Origin of the sequence: Nostoc sp. XA010 (genome assembly GCF_020829625.1) — a bacterium.
In the GTDB taxonomy this organism is placed as follows: Bacteria; Cyanobacteriota; Cyanobacteriia; order Cyanobacteriales; family Nostocaceae; genus Nostoc.
Genome location: NZ_JAIVFX010000013.1, coordinates 1 through 19723 on the forward strand (window position 1 = coordinate 1; position 19723 = coordinate 19723).

A 19723-nucleotide genomic window follows, 5' to 3' on the forward strand; every position below is an offset into this window, starting at 1 on the left:
AATAATCGTCTGTAAAGGAACCTAAATGTATGGTTAATGACTCTCCTGATGGGATCTCTTTTAAACCTGCCTCTATACTCTCAAAGATTGGAAGAATTTGCTCAGAGGCTAAGTTAGAATGAATTCCTACACAATCAAAACAGAATTTGATTTGAATCGATTCCCCATTTTTGAGAATTAATGCTCCTATCCCTTTTCTCCCTCCCAAAGCAACATCACAAACCCCAGCTAAATGGATAATGTCTTCAAAGGGGGTAAGAGTTTTTACTACATTAACTTGCTCGGTTTCTAACCTTTGTTTCTTAACCTTATCTGTCTGCTTTGTTGCCATAACCTTAATAATTCGTAATTCGTAATTCGTAATTTGCAAGATTCGCCTCTGGCGAGAAGTAAGCATTGATAATTCGTAATCCGTAATGGACTACGCCCTGCTACACTAATGTAATTCATAATTAATGCTGCACATTTTCACGTTCACATTGAGGAAGAAAAATGATCTGTCTCTCTTTAATGACGAATTATCAATTATTCTTTATTCCTCTTTAATTACGTTAGCGTAGCGGGGCGCAGCCCATTACGAATTACGAATTACGAATTACGAATTATTCCTCTTATATCCTCTGCTAATTCGAGGCACTGCCACAAACTTGCCAAAAAATTCTTGATTTGATGAAAGTAACCACCATGTAGCCCATCCCCAAGCAATACTTAATCCTGTACCTAACCAACTTGTTTTCAACATATAGTTGAAAATGAATACATTTAATATTGCTATAACTGACCAAGGGAAAATCTGATCGGCGGGAAATGGGCCTAATCGGGGTCTATCTCCCAAGATTCTATTTACACTTCTAAATTTATTTTCATCTCTCATTTTCTTTAATTGGTTGTTAATATGAAGCATTTCTTGAATCAGGGCACTTTTTCTCATTCAAGAAATGCTGCGACTAAAGTGGTGTTATTTTTAACAGTTATCAGTTATCAATCTCTCACTGATAACTGATAACTGTTCACTGTTCACTGAACTATGCTCCAGTAATTAAACCAGTAACTAAGTCTCCAACAAAGACTGAAAGTACTATAATTAATGGAGTCCTGGCTAATGTCTGCCAATCTTCATCATTTCGGGCTGCTTGAACAATTCTTACTAAACTAATACCTACATAAAGTAGGAATAAACCTCTCAATACGTTGAAGAACAACTCTATAACTGCTTGTGTTTGCCCGTTACCAGCATTGCCAAAAGCACCAGTCATCCAGGTTTGAGCATTGTTAAAAAACTGTGCTTCGGCTGGGGAAGAGGCAAAATCCAAGAGAAATATTACCGACAGGAATGCAAACAATATTGCATATAAATTCACCCCCCATTTCCGTTGTAGCTTTTCAAAATTTGTTAATAATGCCTGTGTTTGTTTTGGAATTGCAACTGCTATTGCTCCTGCAATCATCAATCCTCCAAGCATTATGTTGTGGACTGACATCTCCAGAATCATTAATGCTCCCGTTACTCCCATCAGCCCAATTGTGCTACCTTCAATAACTTTCTTTTTTCTTGATGGTAAGGCTGCTGTTGGTCTTGCCTCAAAGCTAGTTGTATTGGAATTCTCGTAGTCTGATATTTGCATAATTTGTGAACGCATGAAATCTTATCAAAACAGAATTCAGGAGTCAGGAGTCAAGAGTCAGAAAGGAGGTATGAATTCTGTACGAGTGGCGGATAGCGCAGTGTAAAGCCTACGGCATAGCAATGCTATAAGCAAGTCTGCGTACCCCTACTTTTAAGCAAGTTATGCGCTAGCGTCTCGTAGAGAGCTTCAAGATTGCTGAATTCTGACTTCTGACTTCTGAATTCTTCTTCAAATACATTATTCACAACTCATTTTTAAAATCCTACAGACTCTAGTACAAAAAAAACTAGTTCTTTTGGCTACAGAGAATATTTGTTACAGCTTTTTAGGTATAGGCTCTATTGTTAATTTCTGCCCAAGTTGAATATTACTAGCACCCGCTTTAAGTTCTAAAACCTGTGTAGCAGTGACACCGTAATAGATTGGGCAAGGATTCCTCATGCATGGTGGTGCATTGTGAATTATGGTTGTCACCACATTATTTTTAAGGTATATAATGTCTAACGGCACTTTTACTTGGTACATCCAAAACGGTACATGATTATACTCTCGACCCAAGTTAAACAACATTCCGTGATCTGTGTTTAAATGATTTCTCCATTTGAGTCCTTTCTCTAGTTCTTGTGTTTTATTTGCCGCTTCTAAATAAAAGGTCTGGTTATTGTGAATAAGCTTATACTGAATCGGCAATTTTTGAGGACGAGTTTCGATATAAGAAACTACTGCTGTGAAGAAGATTACTGACACCCCAGCAATTGGCCCAGCGATGTTTAGCAGCTTCAAGCCAGCAGCATACCAATCGATTTTTGACTGAGATTTCAGTATTTGCATAAAATTAACTACCAAAAATATCGATATCGCCCAGACTATATATTGATGAATCCACCGGACTAGATGGTAGTCCTTGCAAATCTGCCTTGTTACGCATACTTTCTATTCGGTCAGCTTCACGTATTGCCAGAGGATTTACGCTTTTTCTTGATTCTAATAGTGCAGTGAGGGTAATTTGTAATGGCGGCAAATCCTCTAGTGCTGGAGTTTCTTCATCAAAGGATTGACAAAATATTGAGAATGCTGCCCTTTCGACAATTGCCTGAATTTCTGCACCGACACAGCGATGTGTTATCTTCAATAATCTTTGCCATTCTTCTGGGGTAAAGGCATCTCCATCATCAGCAAAGCGCTTGTCAAATCTTGCTAGGTGAATCTTAAATATAGAATGTCTTTCGCCGTTGTTTGGTAAGTCGATTTTGAATATCTGATCAAACCGTCCACTTCTGGTTAACTCTGGTGGTAGCCATTGGATATTATTGGCAGAAGCAATTATTAATACATCACTTGTTCTTTCCTGCATCCAAGTGAGTAACATCCCTCCTAATCTCCGTGATAAATCATCATCTCCGGCAAATCCCTTGTCAAAGTCATCGAGGTAAAAAATTATACGGTTAATTCGGTCTACCAGTGCCAATAACTTTTTGAGTTTATATTCCGCCATATTTCCATAACTGCGGAAATGGCCCCACTCCACGATTACTAAGGGTAATTCTAGTATTTGAGAACAAGCCTTAGCGGAGTGAGATTTACCTGTTCCGGGTGGGCCAATCAATAAAACACCTTTTGGTAGGCGCAAGTTGTAAGACTTCGCTAACGGTGTCAGGAGTCGCCTGTATCCCTTAAATGCTGACTGCATTAACTCCAGTCCCCCGACAGGAATTGTCATTGGTTGCAGAAATTCCACATTGTAAACTCGTTTGAGCAACTCAATTTTATAAGCAGAAACTTTTTTGATTAATTCACTGTTGTCAATTGCTAGGGCAGTTTTTACCCCTGTTTCAATATCTGCCAAATACATCCCTACACAAGTATTCGCTATTTCATTGATTTGGGCTAGTGTAATTGAGTCGGGTAATATTTGTGGCAGATAATCGCTAATTTCCTCAACTGTGGGTAACTCTTGGGTAATTATCGGTATTAGACCAGCTATATCTGACTTGAGGCTTGCGTTTGACCCCAGCAACAAAGCTGTTTTACAGGAGTTATGGTTGTAAAGCTTAATGTTAATCAGTGCTGACTTAATCCATTCTGCTGTCAGGAAGGAATCTGCATCCGTCGCTCCTTGTCCAAGCCACGGGTATATCCCTTCCAGGATCAAAATCCCTTGTAACTGGGTTGTCTTCCAAAACCGCAAAATCTCAAAGGAATCTTCGCGTACAACTTTAAAAGCGATTCTGTTATATTCTTTAATTTCTGAGAATGCCAATCCCCAATCACTTATTGTTAACTGGTACAATTTGTCATCCTCTAACATCCAGATATAACAATTAATACCAAGATTAATACATTCTTTAGTTAGGTTTTCAAGTAAGCTTATCCTCTCCTGCAATGGAGATTCCACTGCTATTAAGGGATTGTTCTGTTCGCGTAAAGAAAATATTCTTTTGATCAGTTCTGAACTCATAGGTAAATTATTGAGCATCAAACTGATAATAAAGGCTGACTCACTTTCTACTCACAGTCTGAAGTACCCAATTTTCTCGTACTTCTGGCCATTGTTTTTTATTTGCACTCAAGCAGCGTGAGCCGTTAAAGACTTAAATCTACCTCTGACTTACGTTGCTGTTGTTGTTGCTGTAGGGACTTTTCAAGTAACAGATCCTGGTTCCAAGAGAGTGCTTTGGGTCTTGAGCGTCTAGCATGGGGCAGTAATTTCTTAACAGCCAGTGCCGTGGCTTCCCCGAATTCATCAGAGTTGAACGCCGTTTTAATTTGAGAAATATCCTCTAATCGCTCCACAGGTGTACTTTTGGGGTCAGCAAGTGCCATGTACAGTGTTCGCTGTTTTGGTATTGACCCAGTTTTGGAATATTCCAACATTGCGTATGAGAAAGCATCAATCGTTGAGGAACAAAGTACTACTTTTTCTACTTTGCTCGTTCCTCGCTCACCTAACTGGAAATGAAACCAACTCTTTGTGCGATCGCTTCCAATGGCCAAACCCTTAAATTCACTCCCTTCAAGGTAAGCCCCTTTAACTTGATGGTTTAAATCTCGCATTACAAACACTGCATTTTGCTCCTTGTCAGCGTAAATCAACCCCGATTGGTGAAATCCGTGTACAAAGTTTGATGGCAATCCCCAGAAGTGAGTCAAGTAATCATGTACTGCAAGCCAGTTGCTTTTATCCTCAACTGGTGGCACAAACTTGGGGGCTGGCTCGGTTTCAAGAATATCTGCTGTTTGTTTTTTGATTGCGGCGATCGCTGCTCGTTCTGCCCCCTGAAGTCCAAATCTGTCATTGAGCCACACCAAAGCCTGTCGCAGATTGCAATTGTTCACCTGAATTACTAAGTCAATTGCCCCCCCTTTTTCTACTGCTGGAGAGGCGGACTGAAATTTATCCCCATTTATATCAATGATGTGGCCGTGACCCACCCAAGAGTTAGATTGACTGGGTTCAAAGTCTAAACCTAACTCCCAAGCCACATCTTCCAAGGCTAATTCACGCAATTGTTGAGTCTGTTTAGATAATTCCTTTTTCTCTTTCTCTAATTGAGCAATGCGTTGTTGAAGCAGTTCATTAGCTTGAGCCAATTCCCTAGCTGTTGCTTCCATCTGTTGAAATTGGCGGGCTGCTCTATCTCGATCTGCGGCTTTGGCTTTGATTTGCTCCAGATTCAACTCTGATACTTCCAGATTCTGCCCTGTTTCAACTATTCGGTAAAAGTCTTTTATATCCTCGTGCTTGGCTTGAGATCCCTTCAACCCCCTCTCCAAGCCAATCAGCCGCATTGTTTGATAGTACGAGTCTTGAAATGCCTGGATTTTCTGCCGACCGCCAAAGAAGTGCTTGCATCGTAGTTGCCCATCATCATCCACTGGTACGAAATAAGCGTGAACGTGCGGCGTGACTTCATCTAAGTGTAATTCTGCCCTGACTATCCGTGAACCATATTCCTCAGACAACCATTGGTGCGTCGCCTCTAGCCAAACATCTAACTTATTCTGCTCATAATACCCAGCTAACGTTGGGCATGAAGCACGAAAGTAGCTTGGTGATGCACTCAGCAACATCTCCACGCAATAAACCCCATCAGTCCTTATCTTCCTGTGTTGCGAAACCTCATTTATCTTCGCCATCACCAAATCTTCTAACCTTGATTCGGGATCGTTGCTGCCTATAAACCTAATATTCTCTACCGACAAGTCAGCATTTGGTGTCTCCCTCTCACGAGACGTGTGAGATGCGCTCCCCGCTAAGTTACCAAATTTTAATTTTTTCAAACGAGCGATCGCATACGCCATTCCCGCCCACCTTTTTTTCTCCCGTCAACAATATTTCACCTGATAACTAAAATTATTTTTTCGGCTCACTGAGTATTTTTACTCAGGCTTAAAATGGCTTTTTTCCCAAATCAAGAATAGCCTAAATAAGGCTAGTAAGTACACCTATTTTCGGGCGGCTGATTCTCTAATTTTTGGTAATTTTATCGCTCCTAGCTAGCTACCTTGAGGGCTACCACATAGCTACCTGTCGGGAAAATCAAAAATCACAAAAAACCACTACTTTTTTGCTCCACAGGTAGCTAGGTGTCACCTGTGTGGTAGCCCGATAACTACCTGTGGGGAATTGTATCATACAATACAGTTTAGCGATGAATCTACTTTAGTTTTGTGTAGATTGCCAGACTTTTAAAAGATAGCGTGAGTGAAGTTTGAAAAATTAATTAGAGTGCTAATCTATTATTTAGGCTAGTAGACTTGTTCGATTGTCTTTGCATGAGTCTTCGTTTGTTTTAATGCAATAAATTTAAATTTGGAGTCAGGTACAAAAGTTGACCACTAAATCTATAATTTAGTGAGGGTGTTAAGCCTACTTATTCAGAGTCAGTCATGTAGAGTTCAAACTGAATTCTTATTTGATAACTCTCAAGCAAAGAAGCTCTTGAGCATGGAGCAGGAAAGCTTTCTAACAAAAGAACATGGGAATAGGCGAGTGAGGGAGCAGTGAGCAGAGGATAAAGATTTTAGATTCCCTTCTACTCAAAGGCTTCAGAGCAATTAAATTGATTTACGCTCAAAATGCACAAAAAATAATACGTCCTGAATTAGACCCCTAAATTTATTTATGGGGCTTCCCATCTGCGCCTCGGACTCTTCGCTGAGTCATTGGAAATATTTGGATTACTGTTTTCGGAAAATTTCTGAATGAATAATATGAATGAGGTAAAGCAAGAGATAATCTCAATTAAGCGTTCTCTTGAGAGTTTGGATGGCAAAATAATTACCTACCTCAAGTCGAACCCTTTGAAACTAGATTTAGATTTTTCTGAGGTTGTTGTAAATGCGCTCAAAGCCTACTGGCTACCTTTTGTAATGCATTCTATAGGAGTGCGTGACGAGGAATTAAGACGCATAGCGATTTGGTCAATCAAACAATTAGAAGGTCAGGCATCTCTTATCCGCGAGGTTTTCGGGATTTCACCCCAAATGAGTACTGTTGTTCAACTGATGAATACCACTGCTGACTATCCAGGTGCTATCCCTAGCAACGACATATCACCGGACAAGACAGAGCTTGTCAATTCTCAAGGGTCTGACTCAGCGACTGCACTATCTATATCTAATGATGTTGAAGTTAGAGAAGAAATTTTGCTTCCAGATGAAGAAGATTATGACTACGAGAAGGATTTGATACCTGTAGAGATAACAGAGGAAATGAGAAGGACTAGTAAATTATTTGGGATTTAGTCGTGAAATAGTACGTTTAATTTCGGCAAGTTTATAAGGATGAGAGGGTGCAGGGAGCAGGGTGCAGGGGAAGTGTGGGGAGCGTGGGAGGTGTAGGAGGTATAGGAGGTTAAGGATTTTGTTGAGTAATCATTTTGATTAACCTTGTTTTGTCAAATACCGATGCGCTTCTTACACTCCCTACCCGGACACACTTCCCCCACTTTTCAGAACTCCCACGCTTGCCACCATGCAACCGCTACACATTCAATCTTTTGAGGTAATTCATGAATAAACTGAATCCAAATCCTGAACCTACTGTTAATACTCCTAAAATCGTTATCTCTGCTGACATTGGTGGCAGTGAGACAAAAGCGATCGCTCAAATTTATCCTTCAGGTGTGCCAATAGTATTAGCCATGCCACCAGAAATCGCTGATGTCTCTAAAACTTCTGTGGGGCGTTTCGTCCCAAACTCATATAACACCAGTGTTTGGGTCGGAATGGGCGATGAGTATTATGTTTTGGGTGCATTGGCAAAAAGTGTTTTTGCTGGGACTTCTGCACTGCGAGATTTAAAATCTCATTATGCTTTACCAAAACTGGCTGCTTTGTTGTGGTTAGCTTGCCGTCAGTTTCAGTTCGATACCAATAATATTGATGCCTTTGTCCAAGTATTGATGCCACCAGGAGAAATTAGTAATGCTCATAATCTTGGTAAAAAGTTAGGGCAATCACTCAACCGGGGAATTGTTACTCCCACCAACAAATTAAAAGGTAAGCTGCGTAATTTTCATGTTGCCCCGGAAGGCAGTGGGATTATGATATACCGCAGTCGCACTCTGGCTGGATCATATACGCAAAAGAATATTGGTTTGCTAATGCTTGGCTACCGGAACGCGAGTTTCGTTCTCAGCCAAAAAGGTAATCCGGCTTTGGCTGAAACTACTGATTTAGGTATGAATTGGTTAGTACAGCAGTTTGTCCAACGCACTGCTGTTGGCTTGTCCAAAGAAGATGAACATTTAGTGACTGCAATCATTGCTGCTGGTAAGGGCAACTTTGCTCCTTTGCGTTCTTTGTCCCGTCAAGCCACACCCGAAGGTGTAGCTGCTGACTTAAAGTTATTTCAAAACATTCTCCCTGAAGTTCGCTCTGATTACTGTCGCGCTCTTGTACGCTCTCTACGAAACATCCCTTCACTTGATGAAATTCTCATTTGTGGTGGCACTGCTGATTTTGTCAAGAAGGAGTTAACTGACCACTTTCAAAATGAAGGTATACCCATTGTTTGGAATGGCGGCGTACAATTCCCTGCTCCTCTTAATACTTTAGGTCTTGGTGAGCGCGTCGCTGATGTCTGGACGGCGCACATTACTTATATATTGATGTTAGACAAGAACTTTGCTTACGACCGCAAACAAGATTTAGTCCCTGACCCCAATAAACCACGACCCTCTACCCCTACTTCTGGCCTTGCCCAATTGCGTGAATACGCTAAAAAACGTGAGGCTGAACAACCTTTGAACAGTTGAAAAATTATGAAGTGCGATCGCACCGATGAGAGTTGGCTTTCTCTCTGAGCGGAATGGCACGCTTGTAAAGGGAAAATCATTGAGGCAGCTCTTGTGCAGAGGAGCAGAGGAGCAGGGGAGAAAGAAGAAGTTTAAGGTATATGAACGGATATTTAAAAATTCCCCTCTGCACCCCTGCACCTCTGCAATCCTTACGCTGCCAACCCTTCAGCTTAACAAGCGTGCCATTCCTCTCTGAGCGATCGCATGATTCAAACTAACTATTTAACATCCCAGCCATCAAACAGATTCGGTTGATCTACCCCATACTGTCGTTGCACCAGTCGGCGCAGTTCTGCTACCGAATTGGCTGACTTCATTAAAATCAGCACTGATGTGACGTGTGGGGATAATCTCTGTTTTGTTTCATAGGAAAGCATTTGATGAATTTTGTACTTCCTTCGCCCATTTTCAAGAACAGGATTAACAATGTCGAGCTTGGCTTTTTCTTCTGCTGTCATCCAGCTATAAATAAACTCCCAGTAGTACAAGCCATTCTTGATGTGCTTTTTATGCAGCTTACTAATCCGAGCCAAATTCTCCTCAAACTCAGTTTCAAACAGTTTAGTCCACGGGCAAGGTGTAGACAGAATACGACAATCATCTATCCGGCGTTGCTCGACTGTGCGTTGCTCACCCCAGACTTGATTAAACCTGCTGATTAGAGAATCTTCAGCAAGTGCATCAACCAGTATTGCTGCTTGATGATTTCCTTGTTTATCAAAGTAACGCCAGATGATCCGAACATCTTTCAATGACCACGTTACAGCACGCGTCACTGTATTTTTAACTGTATATTCCGCATGGACTGTAACGTGATTTAAACCTTGCTCCATAAGGGTTTTGTTCACACGAGGCAAGCTAAACTGTAACCTGCTCAACCAGTTCTTATTTATACCGATTGTTTCGAGGATATGATTTTGAGACATCCGGTATTCTTCAGTTTCAACAATTCTAATCGCGTCAAACCGATAGTTGCCGATGTACAACTCAACTGCTTGGGCTGCGGCAAAATTTTTCTTAGCCATGATAGCTGTGCGAGATTTTCATTAATTCTTCGCGCAGCGCTGAATTCAACTATTAAAGAAGAATTCAGAAGTCAGAATTCAGGAGTCAGAATTAATGAGTGGGGGATTCAGACCCACCACTTGATTATTGCACCACTAAATCGAAGATTTAGTGGGGGACTTAAACCCGTTTATTCATCCGCCACTTGCACAGAATTCAATTCTGAATTCTGGCTCCTGACTCCTGAATTCTGTTCGTTAAATTGCTCCATCACGACTCATAAATATATGAATAACGACCAAGAACTTTATACCCAACAGCTAGCCCAATTTGCTGCGTCTCAAAGTTTTGATGAACGTTCAGTGGAATTTTTTGATGACGTTTGGCAAGAAGCCGGAGTTAAAGACATCGCTAAAATGACTACTGCTGATGCTAAGTCTGTATTGCAAGTCTTGGGCGAGAGTGAAGCATCACCAGAATTTACTAAAGCTTTACTAGCCCAAGCCATAACAGCAGGAATGCCTAAACACGTTGTGGGATATATCTTGGAGAGCGATACTGACGGGGACGGTCGCACACTTGCACAAGAAATCTTCAATGACGGCACAAGTCCCTTCCAACCAAATCAACCATCAGTGCTTGCCTCGAAACAAAACCAGTTTCAATCCTCTAGTGAAGAAGACATGGAAATCCAAATTTAGCCAAAAGTACGATTTTTTTGTAGACTCCTGGTTATTGATTTTTTGGGAATAGAAGACCTAAACTTTGGCTTATTAGTTAGCGTTTTCACATGCTCTAGAGGTGTAGTTCTTATAAAAAAGAATCAGGGGAAAGGATAAGGGGGAAAGGGATAGAATTTTCCCCTGACCTAGTACCCTTTAACATTTTCTCTGATTCCAAATATTTGTTCTACACCTTTTTCCCACTTTGAACTAAAGCTATGACACTACAATTACCAACCCACAACGGTACACACCCTCAAAAGTCAACAGACTCATTCACTATCCCTCAACAGAAAGAGCGACTAGAAAATCTGTTGTATCAGAAGGTTCAACAAGGGGAAGACATATCCCCTTGTATTGAAGCTCTCTATTATTTAGCTTCAAAGCAAACAACACAAGACCAACTGCAAGTAATGTGGGCTGAAGTAATCAAAGAACGCTCGGCATTCAATTCACTGCAAAGAGTAATCATTACAGCCTTCGCCATCTTAGGAATGATTGCCTTTCTCAATGGGGCATTTCGCTCTGTTAAACCATCTGCGGCTGTTGTCAACCCACCTGCTGTTCAACCTCATTAAAAGGATTTTACCAAAAAGCTGAGAGCTTTGTTTGATAATGCTTTCAGCTTATATTATCACTCACTCTGCATCGCTCCCGCCTAATATGCTGTGTCCTTGTCGAAAGGCAAACTGTCTTCCGGCTCAAAGTTACGCAGGTCTTGCTCCATCTGCTGCCGACGTTGGACGTATGTTCTGCTGTCTTCAATCCTCCCTCTCATCTGCCATGCGCCGAAGTTGATTCCCTGTTCTGCATGTTTAGCAGAAACTCTATTGTAGTTATCGACTTCAAATTTTTTGCGTTGCTCCATCTCTTCAAGCCAGCCCTCGCTGATGCCCTTGTCTAGAGCTTCTTGAACGTACTTAGGGTTAAGAGAACCGTCTGGGTTAAACTGCCGCTTTTCTTCTGCTGTAAAGAAATCGTAGGCAGTGTAAACAGGCCACGGCTCTGGGTCGGTTTCATCTAAATGCTTCCACTCATCATATTTGATTTTTAACCTACGGGCATAGTCATCAATGGCTTCTGGAATCATTCCACTAGACAACATTTCAATTCTTGCCTCATTTTTTAAAGTCCCATCTGCGTTGAACTCCTTCTTATGCATATTTATCCAACGTTTAATTCTCGACATATACAACCTCCTAAAAATTACAAATTATTAAAAATTTATGACAGTAGAATTCAAACACTTCGATACGAGACTAAATCAGTGGATTTATCCAGATACCAATAATAAAAATCCTGAATCAATTTTAGCTGAGAAGTTAGACAATACACTACTTGAATCTTACTTCCCTGAAAAAAAATTCTCATTTGGACATATTGATGAGTACAGTAAATCAGAGGATTTAAAAAATCATCCAGATGGTCATGTTCTTCTGTTATCTTCAAAGACACGTTTATTATATGGCCCACCAGAATGTTTAGAAGTAATTGAAAAACTTTGTCCAGACCGTAAAGACCGTGGTGCTTATGGCTCTATTTTTCTAGGTTCGTGTAGGGATGCCATTAGTGAGAAATTAAATATTCTAGTAGTAGATGATTCGAGCGATGCAAAGGGAAAAAATGGAGGAATCCTTGAGAATGAGGTTGCTTGGAAACTTGTAGGAGATTGTTATGGGCAAATTTCAACTGAAATATATGATAAGTTAACCAAAAGAGAAGAACAATCAGACAAAAGTTATCGCGTAATTCAGCATCGCTTCGGTTGGAAAGAAGGGGATGGAGAAGATACTGAATATCGTTTTGGCAAGGGAACATTAAGACCATACGACTTAAAAGAAATAAAGTATGCTAACCCCAACAACACGCCTAAAATAGACCTGATTATCCCCATTAGTAGCTTTAAGGGTACAGACAAGGATAAGCCCGGAGGCCCATCTAAAGCTCAAATTGAGCCAGGATTATATCAGCAAACTATTTGGTTGGGTGAAAAGGCACAATCTCAAAAAGGTAAAACTGCCATATCTCAATTATTAGCATCATTCCCTCAAGGTATTAAAGATTTTGCAGAAGAACTAGAAGCACAAGCCCAAAAGCTAGCAGAAGCTCAAGATGATCCTAGAATTGTTGCACAACTGTACTGTGAAAACTACGAAAAGCGAAAAGAGTTTTCAGAACAGCAAAAAAAATCTTTAGAACAAGAAATTATTGAATCAGTTAAAACTGATACTTTAAGTAAACAAGTAGAGAATAATTCTGATGAAGACTTAGAGCTAAACGATGAATCAGATGAATCTCAGAAAGATGATATGTTCATGTACAAACTCATCAAAGCTGATTTACTTGGTCATCAACAACTACTAGAAACGGAAAAGGTAAAACAAGAGTTGAGTCGGTTTGTACAAAGTCAGTGGCGTGATATTGCGGTTGGCAAGACACTAACTTTTGACCGAGGAATGATTATCCCTTCCAAAGAACTCAAGAATGGCGAAATTTGTGTGACTTGGATGGATGAAAATGAAAAAGTATTAAATTTTCGTTCTCCCTTTCTCAATTCTAACGGTCTGTGTGTTTCTAACAACAAGCTTATTGAAGACCGATTAGGGCCAGATGGTGAACCATTAGAAGGAATAATTGTAGTCAATGATGAAGATCACAAACGCATACTTGCTCGGATTGAAGCGCTAGAAGCCCAAGGTATTCAACACAACGAAGTTAATCCCCTCGAAACCGAATCACAACGTCAAGCGCGTGATTTCGACGGTGACTGTATTGGCGTAGCACTTGCATTTCAATATCCAAACTTCACAGCCGAAGCCGAGTACAGAAACCAGCCTGAAAATGCTTATCGGCCTACTGTTAAAGAAAAGAAACAATCATTTTATTTGGAAAATGGAACCCAGCCGCCATTTGAAGAAATAGCTATCCACATGAGCGATAGCATCAGCGTGGGCATAATCAACAATCAAGTGACAGCACTGGAGGCATTAGAATCAGAAATTGAGGTACTAAAGACTTATGGTACTTTTGAGCAGAAATCAAATTATCTAGACCAAGTTTCTAACCATTACGAAACCCTGTTTGAGCAAGAACGCCAGAAAGATCCAAAGTTAATTCGAGAAGAATACAAGCCTTATATGCAAGGGGTTGTTGAAATTGCTCATTCTCAAAGAACTCCCGAAATTATCCAGCAAGCAATGGACATTAACCGTCAAATGTACCGGAGCATGATTGAAGAAGGATGTTATCAAAACCAAATAGCGGTTGATTTATTCAAAAGTGCTAAAAAACCTGAGATGAATAAAATCCGGGAGAACAGCCGCTATTTGTATCGTGATGTTAATTATATTAAAGATAAGAAATCTGCGTCAGCTTATTTAAGGAGGGGGATAACACCAAAGGGCTACTCACCAGTAGAATTATTGATTAGCCAAACCAATAAATATTTCCAAGAATCACAGTTAGAATCGCGCCCCATCGTTCAGTTTAAAGACTTGTTCAAAGGGGTAGAATTTACACCACAGCAAAAATTTGCAGCGATCGCCGCCAAGTACGAGTTTGATCAGAAATTCAACGCTGCGGTACGTATGGAGCGACGGCGGGAAACCGAGAAAGGGCCATCAGCAATCATCCAAACTCCACAGTCTTGCCAACTCGAAATTACCAATCTCACCCATTACGAACATCCTCTGATTTGGAAAGTCCAAACGTTGAACATTCGCCTAGACGAAATACCAGAGAAATGGCGAACTAAAGAACGCCCCCATAAATTATTAGCAGTTGCACAAATCAATGGCGAGGTTGGGTCAGATGGAAAACCCGCTTACCGCAACCTGGGGACAGTTAGCCAACAATCTGTGACTGACCAAAACCTCAAGGCGGGGATGGCCACGCAGGGGGCTAAACTCCTAGAACTAAAACCAGAACTTACTAGAAGCCAAACTAAACTACTCTTTGCCTTGGCAAATGATGCGGCAGAAGCATTTTACGCCTCGATCCCAGAGTCAGAAAAACTTGCATCTGCCGCCGCCGCTTGGAACATCTGTGCATCCCGCCAAGATGAACTTGAAGTTGCAAGAAAAGAAAACGCAAACCCCCAGGCGATCGCTAAAAAAGTTTCCAATTTCGCCTTCGCTGCTTTCCCCAATGAGATTATTTCTCGCTTAGATAAATTGCAATTTACTGAACCGAAGTTAGTCACACTGAATAATGAAGCGAATCAATTTTTGGGTCGAGATTGGAATCCCACCGAAAAACACGCGATAGAAATTAGGGCTAGCCACCACCCACCGGGGCATGAACGCCACGTTTCCAGACTAATGTTTGTCCAGGATAGTGACGGCGAATATAAGGAATTCGCCATGCTTGAAACCAGAACTGCACAGCTTCCCATTGGAACGAAAGCGCTCTCTCGTATGGTTGGCGTAGAACCTGCCACTGCCAAAGCAACTATTGGACTGCCAGGAAACGAGCCGGTTGAAATTACCATCCGTGAACTCAAGAACTTCTCTTATGCAGGACTTGTTTTTAACGCCGAACCTGTAAATTTAGAATTTGGCACTGTACCGATTCCTGATAAAACAGTAAAAATCAAAATTGATGCTTTGACTCTGGGTGAGTTAGACAGTGATTCTGTCCAACAGTTAAAAGAAATTAACTATCTCAAAAATGGTAATCTTCTAAAGTTAAAACTTACTTCTATCTCTGAAACTGGAGATCAAGCTTTTGTCCTGGGTGAATCTCCCAATAAAAATCTCCTCAAAATTAATAAAATTAACTTTTATGATTTTTCTGGTCAGACATTCAATGATCAAGATTACCGAAAACTGACTATCGAAACCTCAGCTTCTAAAACTAGAGATGCTGTATTTTTGAATGGTGAACCCTTGGGGGTATTACATTTCAAGAAAGACAAAGATGCGCTCAGACAACTTGGGCTACTCAAAACCGGACAACTTACACTTGCGCCTGCAATCATTGAAAGTAATTTCTCTGTTATTTGCGCTCAAATAGACCCTAATACCGTTGAATATCCCCAGAAATGGACGAAGGAATTTCAGGCTTTTGGGACTCAATCGGTTAACCCTCTACAACAGGAAATGATTGAGAGTAGTGCGAAAATTCTCCATCATATTAAAGAGCGCCCTACTTTCTTATTTTCGACAGAATCAAACAAAAAACTTGGAGTCATGGGCTTGGCTGTTGACAACCAGAAAGCTGAGACTGTGACACAATGGTTAACTGCTCAAAATGTTAAATTCTCGCTTGCCCCAACAGAAGATGTTATCAGGGAAACTAAAAAAGGTCTAGCTGTATTTAACTTGGTTGATAGCTCCATCCCTGCCAAAACTTTAGAGAGCATGGCCAAGAAATTTGGGGCTGTGATTGAAACGGATAGTGAGTATCAACAAAGGGTTAATTCCCTCGCCACACGACCGCAGTTTTTGAAACCACCAGAACAAACAGCACAATCCCCACCTAACCAATCAACTCTATTACTCTCCACTACTCCTTTTACACCAGACATTAGTAATGGTGCGAAAACCGAACCTCTAAGTGTAGAGAAGCTCCCGACAGTCACTATTGATGACTTGAGAAATTGGTACAATGCCGCAGATAAGTTAGGGAAGCCGGAGAATTACAAAAAACGCATTGTAGAAGTGGCCAATCAGTTTAAAGCTGGTGAGCAATTGTCAGCTGAAGCGTTGACAGTAATGAATAAAGATAAATTTGAACTTGAAGCCATCAGTCGGCTGACTCAAATTGCTCAAAGGATTGGCATGGCCTGGGGTAAATCTGATGAAAATGGTACTCAAGTTGAAGGAAAGATTTATGACTTGGCTTTCAATACCCAGCAGAGGGATTTAATTATTTCGCAGAAAGATGGAGAGGTAATTTTAAACTTACAATCTGGCAAGGTGCAGACTAATAAAGTAACTCCACAGATATTGCAAACTTTTGAGGATGCGAATAGTCAGATAGATAAAATTTTAGAGAAAAATAAAAGTAAAGAATTAGAAATACATGGATAAATTAACTGACTCAGCTAAATATCCGAGGTGATAAATATTTAAGGACTTTTAAATTACAAGAGGTAAGATTTGGTGGAATTAATGGAAGAAATTGATATAGAACAAGGGCAACTGTGGTATGAAAAAGGAATGGAGCATCTCAAATCAGGAAACTTATCTGGAGTGATGGAGTGCTTTAGAAATGCACTTTATTTCTATCCTAATTTTGCCGAAGTTCACAATGCTATAGGACTAATTCAGTTTCAAATCGAAAAATATGAAAATGCAATTCAGCTTTTTGATAATGCATTATCAATGAATCCAAGTTTTGCTGAAGCTTATAATAATCGAGGATTAGCTCGATCAAAAATCTGTCATAAGTCAGAATTTGCCAAGGTGATTGAAGATTATACTAAAGCCATTGCTCTGAATCCAAAATTAGTCCAGGCTTATCTAAATCGGGCTGATACGTATAAAAATTTAACTGGTGACGGAACAATTCGCAATTCGCAGTTCGCAATTCGCAATTGTGGACGTGATTGATAATTGATTCATTTAGGGTACAGAACAACTAATTTAAATTATGAGAAAAAGCAAAACACGTAGTATCAATATTCAAGCCCCTAACTTTAGTTATGGGGTAATAATTGCGAATTGCGAATTGCGAATTGCGAATTGGAAATGACAACCCAGCAGCTATCTTAGATTACAATCAAGTAATTTTACTTGACCCAAACTGTTTATCAGCTTATATAAATAGGGCGAATATTTGTTTTTTATCTGGGGAAGTAGAAAAATCACTCTTTGATTTAGAAAAAGCATTATCTCTAGATGCTAATTGTGCAGAAGCATACTGTGGACGAGGGACAGTCAGATTCCATCTGGGCAATATTGAGGGCGCTAAAAAAGATTTATTTAAAGCTTTTGGTTTGTATGAGGCGCGAGGGAATATGATTTACTGTGCTTTTACTCGAAGTTTGATTATGGAGCTTTTTCGAGATCATGAAGTTTACAAAGATTTGTTTGGGGTTGAAAGTAGGATAGTCAAATCGAAAAAGTAGCCACTTTTGTCGAGTGGCTACAAATTAAATTCTTTCTTCATTTCTGTCTGCGATGGCGTAACCGCCCACCGTAGGTGATCGCATGTACTGAGAAACCTTTGAGTAACAATCGCTTCAATTGGTTTTAGGTTAGTATCTTTCTTGTCGGTTTTGGCACGGTTATGCCAAATACGCTAAATATAAAGGTAAAACAACTGCCAATGCTCGATTACGTTAGTGCAGGAATCGCGTTTTACATTACAATGCTTCCCGTACAAGAGTGGATATTGGAATTCCGCCTCGGTTATCTCGGTCGCTACTGGAGCCTGATAAGTGTTGCTGGTTTATTCATTGGCTTTTTGCTCTGTGTGCTGATATTTGTGCCATTGATCATTAATATGACATTAGATCCGTTCAGATATCCAAATAATGCTGTCATGAGCGGAATTGCTGCGGTGATTTTTGGTGCAATCCTCTGGCTGGGACAGTGGCTAATTCTCCGCCAGACTGAGATGACACCAAGAGTTTTTGCTCTGCTCAATACAGTAGTTGGAATTTCTGTCTTCTCTGTGCTGGTGTGGTTCAACCAAAAAAGTTTGCAGTGGAGCAGTGGCCCGATTGAAGGCTGGAGAACCGGACTCATATTTCTAGTGGGTGGAACAATTACCGGAGCGGCGACGGGTAAGGCATTAGATTTTTACTGTGGACGAGTTGAGCAGCGATTAATCAAACTTGAGAGGGAGAGGGTAGAGCAAGAAACCCAAGAACGAGAAAGGCTCTTAAGAGAAAGGTTTGAAAAGGAAAGATTAGAGCAAGAACTCCTAGAAGCAGAGATTGCAGAACGGAAAAGGATACAGCGAGAGGCGGCTCAAGAAGAAGAACGTTTGTGGTACGAAAAACACGGGAAAGACTATGCAGATTATGAATACGATGAGGAAGAAGACGAGGATGAGGAATAAACCAGAATGCAGAATTGGTGAATCCAGAATTGGTGAATTTTCGCACTGAGAGTTTAAGATCCCTTGTTTGCTTTGTTAGCTACTTAGCATAAAGGCTTTATTCTAACTCTTGACTCCTGACTCCTGAATTCTATAACTAAGAAATTCCTTAACCTAACTGTGTTGGGGGCCAAGTGGGGTACAAAAACTAAATGGCTTAAATGTACCCTAAGTAGCCCCTCTGTGTACCCCATACAGGGGCTATTCGGCATAAAATTTCTAAATCATAATTGGGGTACATATAGCCCCCATATATACCCCATGAGCAATTTTTAAAATCTTCCCATATAACGAATTAAAAAGAGCAGTCGATGCATATTTTACTTTTCTGCCCAAGGTGAAGGTATCGCCGTAGTCGAAAGCACTTCCTTTGCTTGCAGCCTAATCGCTGTTTGCTCACAGTTAGGGCATTTTACCTTTATGAAAATCACTGAAGGTCGTCCTTTGTACTCGCCCATCACGGGATCTCCGGTGTACTCGCTGATTATCCCCTGCAAGCAGTGGTAGCACTCGAATATCACACGCCCTACTTCCGAGTTGCAATCCAGGAATTGCATGTGCTGACAGGGTTCTGGCGGTAATTCTGGTTCATCGGAGCGGTCTTGGAAGGGTATATGAGGTTTGGCTGCTGGTGGTAAATCTATTTTTTTCTTGTTGCGCTTGCCAGTCACCTGCGGCTTAACTTTTGGCGGCTTCATGGGTTTTTCCTCGACAGGGGGATGGTCAGGCTGTTGGTCAGTTGTGAGTTCTTCTGGCAACCTGTCATCAGCCGGGGTAGGGCTAAATAGCTCTTGTTTCTCTGTTGGTTTAGATGCACTCTCGGTTAACGGAGCTACTGTTTTTGGGGCTGCATAAATAGCAGGCGTTTCCGCAACATCTTGGTATGTTTCTACTTGAGCATCAATGTTGGTCGATTCCTGCACCTCTGGTTGTTTAGCCGCAGGGATGTGCTTAATCAGTTTTGGTTGTTGTGGCTTGGGTGGCCGCTTAGTAGATTCCATAAAAAGCATTAGTC

The 19723-nt window shown here is 40.8% G+C and carries 16 protein-coding genes and 1 pseudogene; 8 read left to right on the forward strand and 9 right to left on the reverse strand.

Annotated elements, in window-relative coordinates; genetic code table 11:
* The 6 genes and pseudogenes from LC608_RS19390 to mobV form a co-directional block, all read right to left on the reverse strand.
* Positions 1 to 331, reverse strand: a pseudogene (locus LC608_RS19390) (hypothetical protein); the annotation flags it as partial.
* A gap of 264 nt (positions 332 to 595) precedes the next feature.
* Positions 596 to 874 (reverse strand): hypothetical protein, encoded by a 279-nt coding sequence (locus LC608_RS19395; protein ID WP_229555206.1) that lies wholly within the window; start codon positions 872 to 874, stop codon positions 596 to 598.
* A 151-nt stretch (positions 875 to 1025) separates the two neighbouring features.
* Positions 1026 to 1640 carry a hypothetical protein gene (locus tag LC608_RS19400; protein ID WP_229555076.1) on the reverse strand — a complete coding sequence of 205 codons (615 nt, stop codon included), beginning with the start codon at positions 1638 to 1640 and terminating at the stop codon, positions 1026 to 1028.
* A gap of 303 nt (positions 1641 to 1943) precedes the next feature.
* Positions 1944 to 2459 carry a DUF192 domain-containing protein gene (locus tag LC608_RS19405; protein ID WP_229555077.1) on the reverse strand — a complete coding sequence of 172 codons (516 nt, stop codon included), beginning with the start codon at positions 2457 to 2459 and terminating at the stop codon, positions 1944 to 1946.
* Between the two features lie 4 nt (positions 2460 to 2463).
* Positions 2464 to 4086, reverse strand: coding sequence for an ATP-binding protein (locus LC608_RS19410; protein ID WP_229555078.1), 1623 nt, complete (start codon positions 4084 to 4086; stop codon positions 2464 to 2466).
* A gap of 125 nt (positions 4087 to 4211) precedes the next feature.
* Positions 4212 to 5930: a MobV family relaxase gene (gene mobV / locus LC608_RS19415; RefSeq protein ID WP_229555079.1), complete on the reverse strand. Its 1719-nt coding sequence runs from the start codon at positions 5928 to 5930 to the stop codon at positions 4212 to 4214.
* 903 nt (positions 5931 to 6833) lie between these two features.
* Here mobV and LC608_RS19420 point away from each other — a divergent pair.
* Together LC608_RS19420 and LC608_RS19425 are read left to right on the forward strand one after the other, a co-directional pair.
* Positions 6834 to 7376, forward strand: coding sequence for a hypothetical protein (locus LC608_RS19420; RefSeq protein WP_190963999.1), 543 nt, complete (start codon positions 6834 to 6836; stop codon positions 7374 to 7376).
* Between the two features lie 266 nt (positions 7377 to 7642).
* Positions 7643 to 8890, forward strand: coding sequence for a ParM/StbA family protein (locus LC608_RS19425; RefSeq protein ID WP_190963998.1), 1248 nt, complete (start codon positions 7643 to 7645; stop codon positions 8888 to 8890).
* Positions 8891 to 9150: 260 nt separating this feature from the next.
* Here LC608_RS19425 and LC608_RS19430 read toward each other — a convergent pair whose 3' ends face one another.
* Positions 9151 to 9957 (reverse strand): P63C domain-containing protein, encoded by an 807-nt coding sequence (locus LC608_RS19430; RefSeq protein ID WP_229555080.1) that lies wholly within the window; start codon positions 9955 to 9957, stop codon positions 9151 to 9153.
* 267 nt (positions 9958 to 10224) lie between these two features.
* On the opposite strand from LC608_RS19430, the gene LC608_RS19435 reads away from it, so the two are divergent.
* Both LC608_RS19435 and LC608_RS19440 read left to right on the forward strand, forming a co-directional pair.
* Positions 10225 to 10638, forward strand: a complete 414-nt coding sequence (locus LC608_RS19435; protein ID WP_229555081.1) for a hypothetical protein — start codon at positions 10225 to 10227, stop codon at positions 10636 to 10638.
* 239 nt (positions 10639 to 10877) lie between these two features.
* Positions 10878 to 11237 (forward strand): hypothetical protein, encoded by a 360-nt coding sequence (locus LC608_RS19440; RefSeq protein WP_190963996.1) that lies wholly within the window; start codon positions 10878 to 10880, stop codon positions 11235 to 11237.
* Between the two features lie 80 nt (positions 11238 to 11317).
* On the opposite strand, the gene LC608_RS19445 is transcribed toward LC608_RS19440, so the two are convergent.
* Positions 11318 to 11848, reverse strand: coding sequence for a hypothetical protein (locus LC608_RS19445; protein WP_229555082.1), 531 nt, complete (start codon positions 11846 to 11848; stop codon positions 11318 to 11320).
* A gap of 37 nt (positions 11849 to 11885) precedes the next feature.
* On the opposite strand from LC608_RS19445, the gene LC608_RS19450 reads away from it, so the two are divergent.
* From LC608_RS19450 to LC608_RS19465, 4 genes are all read left to right on the forward strand, one after another.
* Complete coding sequence (locus LC608_RS19450; RefSeq protein ID WP_229555083.1) at positions 11886 to 16691, forward strand: hypothetical protein; 4806 nt, start codon at positions 11886 to 11888, stop codon at positions 16689 to 16691.
* Between the two features lie 81 nt (positions 16692 to 16772).
* Positions 16773 to 17213, forward strand: a complete 441-nt coding sequence (locus LC608_RS19455) for a tetratricopeptide repeat protein (RefSeq protein ID WP_229555084.1) — start codon at positions 16773 to 16775, stop codon at positions 17211 to 17213.
* 104 nt (positions 17214 to 17317) lie between these two features.
* On the forward strand, positions 17318 to 17731 hold the full coding sequence (locus LC608_RS19460; protein WP_229555085.1) for a tetratricopeptide repeat protein: 414 nt from the start codon (positions 17318 to 17320) through the stop codon (positions 17729 to 17731).
* Positions 17732 to 17892: 161 nt separating this feature from the next.
* Positions 17893 to 18669 carry a DUF4670 domain-containing protein gene (locus LC608_RS19465; protein WP_229555086.1) on the forward strand — a complete coding sequence of 259 codons (777 nt, stop codon included), beginning with the start codon at positions 17893 to 17895 and terminating at the stop codon, positions 18667 to 18669.
* A gap of 359 nt (positions 18670 to 19028) precedes the next feature.
* Here LC608_RS19465 and LC608_RS19470 read toward each other — a convergent pair whose 3' ends face one another.
* Positions 19029 to 19709: a hypothetical protein gene (locus LC608_RS19470; protein WP_229555087.1), complete on the reverse strand. Its 681-nt coding sequence runs from the start codon at positions 19707 to 19709 to the stop codon at positions 19029 to 19031.
* Positions 19710 to 19723 lie beyond the last annotated feature (14 nt).